Raw genomic sequence first — 12,060 nt, forward strand, 5'->3', positions numbered from 1 at the left:
CAGTTCGTTCAGATCTCGTCGAGCCGTCGGCCCGACAGTGCGCGCTTGATGCTCTTGTCCATCCGGCGCGCCGCGAATTCGTCGGTGCCGTCGGCCAGCGTCTTGGTCGCGGTTTCGATCGCGTCCGTGTCGTCGCCCTGCGCGATCGTGCGCAGCGCCGCGACGAGCGCGTCGACCTGCGTGCGTTCGGTGTCGTCGAGCAATTCGCCGTCGGCCGCCAGCGCCGCCTGCGTCGCCTCGATCATCCGCTCGGCCTCGACCTGCGCTTCGCGCAGCGCGCGCGCCCGCATGTCGATCTCGGCGGTCTTGAAGCTGTCCTCGAGCATCTTCGCGATGTCGTCGTCGGCGAGGCCGTACGACGGCTTCACGACGACCGACGCCTCGACGCCCGAATGCTGCTCGCGCGCGAACACCGACAGCAGCCCGTCCGCATCGACCTGGTAGGTCACGCGGATGCGCGCCGCACCGGCCGTCATCGGCGGGATGCCGCGCAGCTCGAACCGCGCGAGCGACCGGCAGTCGGCGACGAGCTCGCGCTCGCCCTGCACGACGTGGATCGCCATCGCGGTCTGGCCGTCCTTGAAGGTCGTGAATTCCTGTGCACGCGCGATCGGAATCGTCGAATTGCGCGGAATGATCTTCTCGACGAGACCGCCCATCGTCTCGACACCGAGCGACAGCGGGATCACGTCGAGCAGCAGCCAGTCGTCGCCGCTGCCGCGATTGCCGGCGAGCAGGTCGGCCTGGATTGCCGCGCCGAGCGCGACGACCTGGTCCGGATCGAGATTGACGAGCGGCGGCTGGCCGAAATGCTTCGCGACCGCCTCGCGGATCACCGGCATGCGCGTCGCGCCGCCGACGAGCACGACGCCCTTGATGTCGGCCGGGCTCACCTGCGCATCGCGCAATGCCTTGCGGGTCGGCGTCAGCGTACGCTGCACGAGCGGCTCGACGAGCGCGGCGAACGTGTCGTGCGAGATCGTCTGCTCGATCCGGGCACCGCTCGACAGCGTCACGTCGAGCGACGCCTGCGGCGCGGACGACAGCGCTTCCTTCAGCACGCGCACGCGATCGAGCAGCAGGCGCACGTCCTCGGGCGCGAGCGTCTTCGCATCGATGCCGGCTTGCGCAAGTACGTGATCGAACAGCGCGTGGTCGAAATCGTCGCCGCCGAGCGCGGAGTCGCCGCCCGCGGCCAGCACTTCGAACACGCCCTTGGTCAGCTTCAGGATCGACAGGTCGAACGTGCCGCCGCCGAGGTCGTACACCGCGTAGAGGCCTTCGGCCGCGTTGTCGAGACCGTAGGCGATCGCGGCCGCGGTCGGTTCGTTCAGCAGGCGCAGCACGTTGAGGCCCGCAAGACGCGCGGCGTCCTTCGTCGCCTGGCGCTGCGCGTCGTCGAAGTACGCGGGCACCGTGATCACCGCGCCGACCAGTTCGTCGCCGAGCGTGTCTTCCGCGCGGTAACGCAGCGTCGCGAGAATCTCGGCCGATACTTCGACCGGGCTCTTCACGCCGTCGATCGTGCGGATCTGCACCATGCCCGGCGCATCGACGAATTCGTAAGGCGCGTTCGCCGCGCCTTCGACTTCCGCCTTGCCACGGCCCATGAAGCGCTTGACCGACACGATCGTGTTGCGCGGATCGGTCGCGGCCTGTTCCTTCGCTTCGTGGCCGATGCGGCGGCCGCCCTTCTCCAGATAACGGACCACCGACGGCAGCAGCGCGCGGCCTGTCTCGTCCGGCAGCACTTCGGGCACGCTGTTGCGCACGGCCGCGACGAGCGAGTTCGTCGTGCCGAGATCGATCCCGACAGCGAGTCGCCGCTGGTGCGGCGCCGGCGCCATGCCCGGTTCGGAAATTTGCAGTAAAGCCATCTTGGTTCGTTCGGGCGCTCGGCCCGTTTGCTGCGCGTGCCGCGAGGCACGCGGTTAAGTTTCGAGGCGCTCGATCTGCGCGCCCACTTCCGACGCGACCCGTTCGATGAACATCAGCTGACGCACGGCTTCGGCGGCGGCCTGATCGGCGGCGCTGTCGAGCAGCGTGCCGAGGCGCTCGAGGCGCACGCGCTTTTCGTCGCGCAGTTCGGCGAGCAGCGCATCGAGCGCGTCGACGTTGCGGGCGGCCGCGGCATCCTCGATGCCTTCGCGCCACTCCATCTGCTGCATCAGGAACGCGGGCTCCATCGCGGTATTGTTTTCGGCACCGATGTCGACGCCGCGCAGCGACAGCAGATAGGTCGCGCGCTTCAGCGGATCGCGCAGCGTGCGGTAGGCTTCGTTCGCACGGGTCGCCCATTGCATCGCGATGCGCTTTTGCGCGTCGCCGGCCGCCGCGAAGCGGTCCGGGTGAACCTGCGTCTGCACCGTGCGATACGCGCTGTCGAGCGCAGCCTCGTCGAGAGCGAATTGCGCCGGCAGGTGAAACAGATCGAAGTGGCTGTCTTTCAGCGAAACCATCGTCGCGTTCAATTCCGGTTCGTCGCGCGGCAAACGCCGCACATTAAAAAGGCGGCCCGTGCCGCCTCTTGCCCGCATCGCGCGGATACCCGCGTCACACGCGGAACGATTCGCCGCAACCGCACTCGTCCTTGACGTTCGGGTTGTTGAACTTGAACCCTTCGTTCAGGCCTTCGCGTGCGAAGTCGAGCTCGGTGCCGTCGATGTACGCGAGGCTCTTCGGGTCGACGACGACCTTCACGCCATGGCTCTCGAACACCTGATCCTCGGGGGCCAGCTCGTCGACATACTCGAGCTTGTACGCGAGCCCCGAGCACCCGGTCGTGCGAACGCCAAGCCGCAGGCCCACACCCTTGCCGCGACGGACGAGGTATTTCTGGACGTGCTGTGCTGCTTTTTCGGTCAGTGTAATTGCCATGATGTCCTTGCCGCGGCGCGCCACCCGGGCCCGCCGCGTTCCTTCACAAGCCGCTCGATGCCGCTCAGGCCGCTGCCTGATCGCCTTCCTTCGTGTCGTGGCGCTTCTTGTAGTCGGCCACGGCTGCCTTGATCGCGTCTTCCGCGAGAATCGAGCAGTGAATCTTCACCGGCGGCAGGGCCAGCTCTTCGGCGATCTGCGTGTTCTTGATCGACAGCGCCTCGTCGAGGGTCTTGCCCTTCACCCATTCGGTCACGAGCGAGCTCGACGCAATCGCCGAACCGCAGCCGTACGTCTTGAACTTCGCATCTTCGATCACGCCGTCCGCGCCGACGCGGATCTGCAGCTTCATCACGTCGCCGCAGGCCGGCGCGCCGACCATGCCCGTGCCGACCGCGTCGTCGTCTTTCGCGAACGAACCGACGTTACGCGGGTTTTCGTAGTGATCCAGAACCTTGTTGCTGTATGACATGACTCAGACTCCTTGACTCGTTACGTCTGCGTGCGCAAATCCGCCCGCGAATGTATTCAATGCGGTGTTCAGTGTGCGGCCCATTCGATCGTCGACAGATCGATGCCTTCCTGGTGCATTTCCCAGAGCGGCGACAGTTCGCGCAGCTTCGCGATCTTGCTGTTCAGCAGTGCGATCACGAAGTCGACGTCCTGCTCCGTCGTGAAGCGGCCGACCGTGAAGCGGATCGAGCTGTGCGCGAGTTCGTCGTTGCGGCCGAGTGCACGCAGCACGTACGACGGCTCCAGCGACGCCGACGTGCACGCCGAGCCCGACGACACCGCGACGTCCTTGATCGCCATGATCAGCGACTCGCCTTCGACGAAGTTGAAGCTGATGTTCAGGTTGTGCGGGACACGGTGCTCCATGTCGCCGTTCACGTACGTTTCCTCGATCTGCGACAGGCCGCGCAGCAGCTTGTCGCGCAGCATGCGGATGCGCTCGTTCTCGGTCGCCATTTCTTCACGCGCGATGCGGAACGCTTCGCCCATGCCGACGATCTGGTGCGTCGCCAGCGTGCCCGAACGCATCCCGCGCTCGTGGCCGCCGCCGTGCATCTGCGCTTCGATGCGCACGCGCGGCTTGCGGCGCACGTACAGCGCGCCGATGCCCTTCGGGCCGTAGGTCTTGTGCGCCGAGAACGACATCAGGTCGACCTTCAGCTTCGCGAGGTCGATCTCGACCTTGCCGGTCGACTGTGCGGCGTCGACGTGGAACACGATGCCCTTCTCGCGGCAGATCTCGCCGATCGTCTCGATGTCCTGGATCACGCCGATCTCGTTGTTCACGTGCATGACCGATACGAGGATCGTGTCCGGGCGCAGCGCGGCCTTGAACACGTCGAGGTCGATCAGGCCGTCTTCCTTCACGTCGAGATAGGTGACTTCGAAGCCGTCGCGCTCCAGCTCGCGGCAGGTGTCGAGCACGGCCTTGTGCTCGGTCTTCACCGTGATGATGTGCTTGCCCTTGCCCTTGTAGAAGTTCGCGGCACCCTTGATGGCGAGGTTGTCCGATTCCGTCGCGCCGGACGTCCAGATGATCTCCCGCGGATCCGCGTTCACGAGCGCGGCCACCTGCTCGCGCGCTTCCTCGACCGCGCGTTCCGCGTCCCAGCCGTATGCGTGGCTGCGCGACGCCGGGTTGCCGAACTGCTCGCGCAGATACGGCACCATCTTGTCGACCACGCGCGGGTCGACCGGCGTCGTCGCGCTGTAATCCATATAGATGGGCAGGTGGAGAGTCTCTTGGGTCATCTGTCGCTCCGGGAATTCTGTGCAGGGACTATGTGCGTTATGGGGTGTGCGGCGCGTTCGCGCTCACGAACTCGCGATGTTGAACACCGAATTGGGACCGAGCGGCATCGTGCGCACCGGTTCGGCCGGCGCCGCGACGGGCTCCGGCGTGCGCCGATCGCGCAGCACCGCGGGTGCGCCTTCGCGTGCGCGCTGCTGATCGACGAGATCCTGCAGCGATACCGAATCGAGGTATTCGACCATTTTCTGGTTCAGGGTCGACCACAGTTCGTGCGTCATGCAATGGCCGTCGGGCTGCTTCGAGCCGTCGCACGTGCCTTTGCCGCCGCACTGCGTGGCGTCGAGCGGTTCATCGACCGCGATGATGATGTCGGCGACGGTGACGTCCTGCGCGCGGCGCGCGAGGTTGTAGCCGCCGCCCGGGCCGCGCACGGATTCGACGATTTCATGCCTGCGCAGCTTGCCGAACAGCTGTTCGAGATACGAGAGCGAAATCCGCTGGCGCTGGCTGATGCCTGCAAGCGTCACCGGGCCCTGCTCCTGGCGCAGTGCCAAGTCAATCATCGCCGTGACGGCGAAACGGCCTTTGGTGGTGAGTCTCATGGTGTCTAGGGGACTGCAATCTTGACGATTTTGGTCAAGTATAAATATTTGACGATTTTAGTCAAGTATCCATGTCTTCGACAGGGTATTCGCAGATCGCTGAATACACCCCGCCGCGATCAGCGTGCGGCGCCGCTCTGGAGGGTGTCCAGCAGGCCCGCGCATGCGCGCTCGACCTGGTCGAGCACCTGTTCGAAGCCCTGCGCGCCGCCGAAATAAGGATCCGCCACTTCGGTCTCGGTCGCGCCCGGCGCGAATTCCATCAGGAGGCGCACCTTGTCGCGATGCTCGGGCGGGCAGCGCCGCCGCAATTCCGCGAAATTGGCTTCATCCATCGCCAGCAGCAGATCGAACCGCTCGAAATCCACCGCGCTCACCTGCCGCGCCCGCAGCGCCGACAGGTCGTAGCCACGGGTGCGGGCCGCCGCCTGCGCACGCGTGTCGGGCGGCTCGCCGACGTGCCAGTCGCCGGTCCCGGCCGAGTCGATCACGATCCGATCGGCCAGCCCGGCCGCATCGACCTGGTGGCGCATCACGCCTTCGGCCGTGGGCGAACGGCAGATGTTGCCGAGACAGACGAAACAGATCGCAACGCGGGTCATCGCACTATCGAAAAGCCGCGGCGAACCGCGTGGAAGAAGAACGCGCCATTATACAAAGGCGCCCGGAATCGCGCCGCCGCGCAAAGCGACGGCGGCGTGCCTTACAGCGCCTTGGGTGCGGCGAGCACGACGCCGCCGGATACGGCCGGCAACGGCTTCGCCGCGTCGCCGACCAGCCCGAACGACACCGCGCGCGCGAGCTCGGCCGATGCCTGATGAACGGCGAGCGGGCCACGCGACGGCGCGTCGGCCATCGCGTGCAGATAAGCGACAGCGGCGAGCGGAACAACGATTGCCAGCGGCCAGTACATCGATATTGTCTTTCTCATGATGCGGCTCCTTGACCTCATGCCCCGAAACCCGATTCCGGGGACTACAGGCAGGATTCTATAGACCGCACCTATCGAGATAAATACATGAATAGCGAACGCACTGTTGTCGCTCGATGAACAGTCGTCAGCCGAGATGGCTTTGCGATGCCGCGTACAGTTCGCGGAAGGTGCGTCCGGTCGGCGTCGGCATGTCGCGCGTATCCATCCAGCCGCCCATCATCGGCAGCCGCCGCAGCGTGCCGCCGCTGCCGCCCAGCCGCTCGAGGATGCGCACCGCGAGCTTGGTCGTGAGCGCGTACAGCATCGGCCGGCGCGCGACAAAGCCCCACGCGGCGAGCGCGGCGCGCTCGCGCCACGGCCTCAGATGCCGCTCGACCTGTTTCTCGCGCAGCGTGCGCAGCAAGTGCGACAACGGGATCCCGGCCGGGCACACGCTGTCGCATTCGCCGCACAGCGTCGCGGCCTGCGGCAAGTCGAGCGCTCGGTCGAGCCCCACGTAGCTTGGCGTCAGCACCGAGCCCATCGGGCCCGGATAGACCCATCCGTACGCGTGCCCGCCGACCTTCTGATATACCGGGCAGTGGTTCATGCATGCGCCGCAGCGGATGCAGCGCAGCATCTCCTGGAACTGGCCGCCGATCAGTCCCGTGCGACCGCCGTCGACAAGCACCACGTAGTTGTGCTCCGGACCGTCCTCGTCGCCGGGGCCACGCGGCCCGGTGAGCAGCGAGAAATAGTTCGAGGTCTTCTGCCCGGTCGCCGAGCGCGGCAGCAGACGCATCGCGGTCGCGAGATCCTCGAGCGTCGGCAGCACCTTCTCGATGCCCGTCACCGCGACATGCACGCGCGGCATCACCGTGCACATCCCTTCGTTGCCTTCGTTCGTGACGACCGCGACCGACCCCGTCTCGGCGATCACGAAGTTGCCGCCCGTCACCCCCATGTCGGCCGACAGGAAATGCGGACGCAGCACCTCACGCGCCTCGCGCGTCATGTCGGGAATTTCGGTCAGCCGCTCGCGGTGGTGCGTGCGCGCGAACAGGTCCGCAATCTCGTCCTTGTCCTTGTGCACGACGGGCGCGATGATGTGGCTCGGCGGCTCGTTGTCGTTGATCTGCAGGATGTATTCGCCGAGGTCGGTCTCGATCGACTGCACGCCCATCTCGGCGAGCACCGCGTTCAGGCGCATTTCCTCGGACACCATCGACTTCGTCTTGATGACCTTCTTCACGTCGTGGCGTCGCGCGATGTCGGCGACGAGCCGCGCGGCGTCGGCGGTCGTTTCCGCGAACAGCACCGTCGTGCCGCGCCGCGTCGCCTCGCGTTCGAACGCCTCGAGCCACACGTCGAGATTCTCCAGCGCACGGTTGCGGCGCGCCTTCAGCGCGTCGCGCGTCGCCTGGAAGTCGATCGCGGTCATCGCGTCAGCGCGTGCGGACACGAATTTCGTCGACAGCTTCTTCAGGTTCTGCTGCAGGCGCTGGTCGGCCAGCTTCTGGCCGGCGCGAGCCTTGAAATGCATCGATTGGACTTGCATCGCGGTATCGGGGAAAAGTGAGCGGAACCGGGCGTCAGACGTCGCCCGCCAGCACCTGCGCGACGTGCAGCACGCGCGTGTCGCGGTCGCCCGTGCGGCGCAACCGCCCTTCGATGTTCAGCATGCAGCCGAGATCGCCGAGCACGACGGCGCCTGCGCCGGATGCGCGCACGTTCGCGCATTTCTCATCCGCGATGGCCGCCGAAATGTCGCCGTACTTGACCGCGAACGTGCCGCCGAAGCCGCAGCAGTGCTCGCAGTCCTTCATCTCGGTGACGGCCACGCCGCGCTGCGCGAGTAACACGCGCGGCTGCGCCTTCACGCCGAGCTCGCGCAGGCCCGAGCACGAGTCGTGATAGGTGACGGGCCCCGTGAATTCGCCGGGCGCGAGCGTCACCTTCGCGACGTTCGCGAGGAAATCGGTCAGTTCATAGACTTTCTGCTGAAATCGCGCATAGCGCCCCATCAGTTCGGGGTCGTCGCGGAACAGGTCGCCGTAGTGCGTGCGGATCATGCCGCCGCACGAGCCCGACGGCGCGACGACGTAGTCGAACTGCTCGAACTCGCGCAGCGTCTTTTCGGCGAGATCGCGTGCGAGCGCGCGGTCGCCCGAGTTGTAGGCCGGCTGGCCGCAGCAGGTTTGCGCGGGCGGCACAAACACCTCGTAGCCGGCTTCGCGAATCAGTTTCAGCGCGGAAAAACCGATTTCCGGACGCATCAGGTCGACCAGGCAGGTCACGAACAAACCGACTCGCATATGCGCTCCTTCGAGAAAACGGCTCTCATTATCCGCCGTTTGGCCGGCAAGACCAACGCCGGCGCGCGCGCAAGCACGCACGGCCGGAAACGAGGACTTCCTCGAACGGCGTTCGCTTTTTTCACGATACGAGATACAATCGACGCAACCACCGCTTGATGCGTCAACCGATTCTCCCCCGACATGAGCCAACCCACCCCGGATTCCAAAACGTCGATCCAGGTGATCGAACGCATGATGCGGCTGCTGGACGCGCTCGCCGCGCACAGCGACCCCGTCAGCCTGAAGGAGCTTGCGCAGCGCACCGAGCTGCATCCGTCGACCGCGCACCGCATCCTCAACGACATGGTGACCTGCCGCCTCGTCGACCGCTCCGACCCCGGCACCTACCGGCTCGGCATGCGGCTGCTCGAGCTCGGCAACCTCGTGAAGGCGCGCCTGTCGGTACGCGACGCCGCGCTGATGCCGATGCGCGAACTGCACCGCCTGACCGGCCAGACCGTGAACCTATCGGTACGCCAGGGCGACGAAATCGTCTATATCGAGCGCGCGTATTCGGAGCGCTCGGGGATGCAGGTCGTCCGCGCGATCGGCGGCCGCGCGCCGCTGCACCTGACGTCGGTCGGCAAGCTGTTTCTCGCAGTCGACGAAACGTCGCGCGTGCGCGCCTACGCGACGCGCACCGGGCTGTCCGGCCATACGCAGAACAGCATTACCGACATCGCGAAGCTCGAGCGCGAACTGACGCTCGTGCGCCAGCAATCGTGCGCGCGTGACAACGAGGAACTGGAGCTGGGCGTGCGCTGTATCGCGGCCGGCATCTACGACGACTCGGGCAAGCTCGTCGCGGGTCTCTCGCTGTCGGCACCGGCCGATCGCCTGCAGGACGCGTGGCTCGGCCAGTTGAGCCGCACCGCCCTCACCATTTCGGAATCGCTCGGCTATCGGCCGGAGCCCGCGAAGGACGCCGAAGGGCTGCAACGGCACGCATGACCCGCACCGCCCGCCGCACGGCGGCCGGACGAAAAAAAGCCCCGCGATTGCGGGGCTTTTTCTTTGCGGCGACGGTACGGCGGCGAACCGCCGTGGCGCGATCAGGTGCCGCCGCTCGCCGTGTTGGCCGCCGTCAAGCGCTCGCCGCCGCCGGCGTCGAGCCAGTTGCGCAGGCGCGCCGCGTCGGCGAAACGCGAGTACTTGCCGAACGAATCCAGCAGCACCATCACCATCGGCCGGCCGTGGATCGTCGCCTGCATCACGAGACATTCGCCTGCCTCGTTGATGAAGCCCGTCTTCTGCAGGCCGATGTCCCACGAGCCGTTGCCGCGGATCAGCGCGTTCGTGCTGTTGTAGACCAGGTTGCGCTTGCCCGTATTGACGTCGTACGTGCGGTCGGTCGAGAACTGGCGAATCATCGGGTACTGGTACGCCGCGTTGACCATCTTCACGAGGTCCCGCGCGCTCGACACGTTCGAGCTCGACAGACCCGTCGAATTCTCGAAGTGCGTGTCGTTCATGCCGAGCGACTTCGCCTTCGCGTTCATCGCGGCGATGAATGCGGGACGGCCACCCGGGTAGTAGCGCGACAGCGCGGCAGCGGCACGGTTTTCCGACGCCATCAGCGCGATGTGGAGCATGTCTTCGCGCGACAGAACCGAGCCGACCGACAGGCGCGAGCCCGTGCCCTTCTCGTAGTCGCGGTCTTCGTCGGTGACTTCGAGCTGGTCGGTCATCGGCGATTTCGAGTCGAGCACGACCATCGCCGTCATCAGCTTCGAGATCGACGCGATCGGCACGACGGCGTGCGAATTCTTGTCGAACAGCGGCTCGCCGGTGTTCTGGTCGACGACGTACGCGACGCTCGAGCGCAGCGCAAGCGCGTCCGGCGTGTCGTGCAGGCCGAATGCCTGACCGACCGTCGGGCGACGCGGCTGGAACGCGACCTTGCGCACCGCACCGCGGTGGCCGTGCACGTTCGACGCGAGCGTCGCGCGCTTGCGCGTTGCCTTCGGCGCATCGGCCGACGCGACGTTGGCGGATTTCGCGGAGGCGGCCTTCACCGTCTTCTTCTTCGCCGAAGAAGTGGAAGCGGCTTTCTTGGCGGCCTGGTGGGTCTTCGCAGTGGCGGCAAAGGCGTCAGCGGGTGCGACGGACGCAGCGGTCGCCAGCAAGGCGACGGCGACCGACACAGCCGTGCTGAGCGTCATGCTCTGCAACAATCTGCGCGGTGAAAACGATTCGGCTTTCATTGGGGTCTGGACAAAGCGGGCGGGAGTTTCCGCAAGTGTAGTTAAAGCTGAAAAAAAGAGCAATATTAGGCACTTACCGATCGTCGTTAAACCGGAATGTAAGAGTTGACCAACGACGAGTCGATCAACCCTCCCGCTCCCATCGAAAAAATTGATGAGATGCGCTGCCCGACAGCACCCGTCTCCCGATTACCACACGGTTAATTGAGATAACGTCACTTTGGCGACGAATTAAAGCGGGGAAAGTACGTACCCGGCGCTCGGTGTGCCTGCGGCACCGGTGTCGACCGCGGCGGCGGCACATCGCCACGGCACGCGCAGTGAAACGGCGCGCTTTTCGACAGGAACAGAAGCATAACGTTCCACATGCCTGTCAGGTTTACCTGTGCATGATCATGGTGCGCCGCGCCTTCCCCGGCCCGGTGCGCACCATGTGGGATCACGCCTGAAACCGATTCCGGACGGGCGTGATAACTCGTTGTTTTATCGATAATTTGTCGCGATTGTGCAACGCACAAAAAATACTTGACAAGCGTTTTCTCTGCCCTAAAATACGACACATTGCTGCGTTGCACAAAGCACGCGGATCCGTGGTTCCCCAGCGTAGTGCCCCTTACCCTGCGATCGACGCGATCGCTTTTCAGGAGCTTGACATGTCCTTGCTGACCCCCGAGCAAATCGCCGCCGCACAGAAAGCCAACCTCGAAAGCCTGTTCGGTCTGACGACCAAGGCGTTCGAAGGCGTCGAAAAGCTGATCGAACTCAACCTGCAGGTCGTGAAGTCGTCGCTGGCGGAAAGCCAGGAAAACGCGCAGCGCCTGCTGTCGGTGAAGGACGCGCAGGAACTGATCGCGCTGCAAGCGAGCCTGTCGCAGCCGGTCGCGGAAAAGGTGCTGTCGTACAGCCGTCACCTGTATGAAATCGCCTCGTCGACGCAAGCCGAGTTCGCGAAGGTTGCCGAAGCGCAATTCGAAGAGCAGAACAAGAAGGTCCAAGCGCTCGTCGACAACGTCGCGAAGAACGCCCCGGCCGGTTCGGAAACGGCTGTCGCCGCCCTGAAGTCGGCACTGAACGCAGCGAACACGACGTACGAAACGGTCCAGAAGGCTGCCAAGCAAGCCGTCGAGATCGCCGAAACGAACTTCAACGCGGCTGCCGCTGTCGCGACGAAGGCTGCGAGCGCTGCTGCATCGCGCCGTTCGAGCAAGCCGGCCGCGTAAGCGTCCCCTGCTCCTGAAAAAGCCGCGCACTGCGCGGCTTTTTTTCGTTTCCGGCGTCGGAACATCCGGGCATCCGGGCATCCGGTCGTCGCCGGCGCGTTGGGGCACTGCCGTCGGCTGCG

General features: G+C 65.4%; 13 protein-coding genes. 2 read left to right on the top strand and 11 right to left on the bottom strand.

The window, feature by feature from the left end; genetic code table 11:
* Window positions 1-8 precede the first annotated feature (8 nt).
* The 10 genes from hscA to HWX25_RS12515 all read right to left on the bottom strand — a co-directional run bounded on the left by hscA (window position 9) and on the right by HWX25_RS12515 (window position 8,472).
* Window positions 9-1,877 carry a Fe-S protein assembly chaperone HscA gene (hscA, locus tag HWX25_RS12470; RefSeq protein WP_175908668.1) on the bottom strand — a complete coding sequence of 623 codons (1,869 nt, stop codon included), beginning with the start codon at window positions 1,875-1,877 and terminating at the stop codon, window positions 9-11.
* Between the two features lie 54 nt (window positions 1,878-1,931).
* Window positions 1,932-2,459: a Fe-S protein assembly co-chaperone HscB gene (gene hscB / locus HWX25_RS12475; protein ID WP_034176899.1), complete on the bottom strand. Its 528-nt coding sequence runs from the start codon at window positions 2,457-2,459 to the stop codon at window positions 1,932-1,934.
* Window positions 2,460-2,553: 94 nt separating this feature from the next.
* The gene (iscA, locus tag HWX25_RS12480; protein WP_011885413.1) at window positions 2,554-2,877 is read right to left on the bottom strand and encodes an iron-sulfur cluster assembly protein IscA; all 324 of its coding nucleotides are present in this window, start codon (window positions 2,875-2,877) and stop codon (window positions 2,554-2,556) included.
* Window positions 2,878-2,941: 64 nt separating this feature from the next.
* Window positions 2,942-3,349, bottom strand: a complete 408-nt coding sequence (gene iscU / locus HWX25_RS12485) for a Fe-S cluster assembly scaffold IscU (RefSeq protein ID WP_009691729.1) — start codon at window positions 3,347-3,349, stop codon at window positions 2,942-2,944.
* 68 nt (window positions 3,350-3,417) lie between these two features.
* A complete protein-coding gene (locus tag HWX25_RS12490; protein WP_175908669.1) occupies window positions 3,418-4,641 on the bottom strand; it encodes an IscS subfamily cysteine desulfurase in 1,224 nt (407 codons plus the stop codon).
* A gap of 63 nt (window positions 4,642-4,704) precedes the next feature.
* Entirely contained in the window at window positions 4,705-5,244 is a 540-nt protein-coding gene (gene iscR / locus HWX25_RS12495; protein WP_009691731.1) for a Fe-S cluster assembly transcriptional regulator IscR, read from the bottom strand.
* A gap of 119 nt (window positions 5,245-5,363) precedes the next feature.
* The gene (locus HWX25_RS12500) at window positions 5,364-5,846 is read right to left on the bottom strand and encodes a low molecular weight protein-tyrosine-phosphatase (protein WP_175908670.1); all 483 of its coding nucleotides are present in this window, start codon (window positions 5,844-5,846) and stop codon (window positions 5,364-5,366) included.
* Between the two features lie 101 nt (window positions 5,847-5,947).
* Window positions 5,948-6,175, bottom strand: coding sequence for a hypothetical protein (locus HWX25_RS12505; RefSeq protein ID WP_175908671.1), 228 nt, complete (start codon window positions 6,173-6,175; stop codon window positions 5,948-5,950).
* Window positions 6,176-6,302: 127 nt separating this feature from the next.
* A complete protein-coding gene (locus HWX25_RS12510) occupies window positions 6,303-7,715 on the bottom strand; it encodes a lactate utilization protein B (RefSeq protein WP_175908672.1) in 1,413 nt (470 codons plus the stop codon).
* A gap of 34 nt (window positions 7,716-7,749) precedes the next feature.
* A complete protein-coding gene (locus HWX25_RS12515; RefSeq protein ID WP_175908673.1) occupies window positions 7,750-8,472 on the bottom strand; it encodes a (Fe-S)-binding protein in 723 nt (240 codons plus the stop codon).
* A gap of 183 nt (window positions 8,473-8,655) precedes the next feature.
* Between HWX25_RS12515 and HWX25_RS12520 the strand changes: the two genes are divergently transcribed.
* A complete protein-coding gene (locus HWX25_RS12520) occupies window positions 8,656-9,465 on the top strand; it encodes an IclR family transcriptional regulator (protein WP_059535866.1) in 810 nt (269 codons plus the stop codon).
* A 101-nt stretch (window positions 9,466-9,566) separates the two neighbouring features.
* On the opposite strand, the gene pbpG is transcribed toward HWX25_RS12520, so the two are convergent.
* Window positions 9,567-10,718 carry a D-alanyl-D-alanine endopeptidase gene (gene pbpG, locus HWX25_RS12525; protein ID WP_175908674.1) on the bottom strand — a complete coding sequence of 384 codons (1,152 nt, stop codon included), beginning with the start codon at window positions 10,716-10,718 and terminating at the stop codon, window positions 9,567-9,569.
* Window positions 10,719-11,371: 653 nt separating this feature from the next.
* On the opposite strand from pbpG, the gene HWX25_RS12530 reads away from it, so the two are divergent.
* Window positions 11,372-11,938 (top strand): phasin family protein, encoded by a 567-nt coding sequence (locus tag HWX25_RS12530; protein WP_059450463.1) that lies wholly within the window; start codon window positions 11,372-11,374, stop codon window positions 11,936-11,938.
* Window positions 11,939-12,060: the final 122 nt, after the last annotated feature.

Origin of the sequence: Burkholderia sp. BCC1640 (assembly GCF_902833125.1) — a bacterium.
GTDB lineage: Bacteria > Pseudomonadota > Gammaproteobacteria > Burkholderiales > Burkholderiaceae > Burkholderia > Burkholderia diffusa.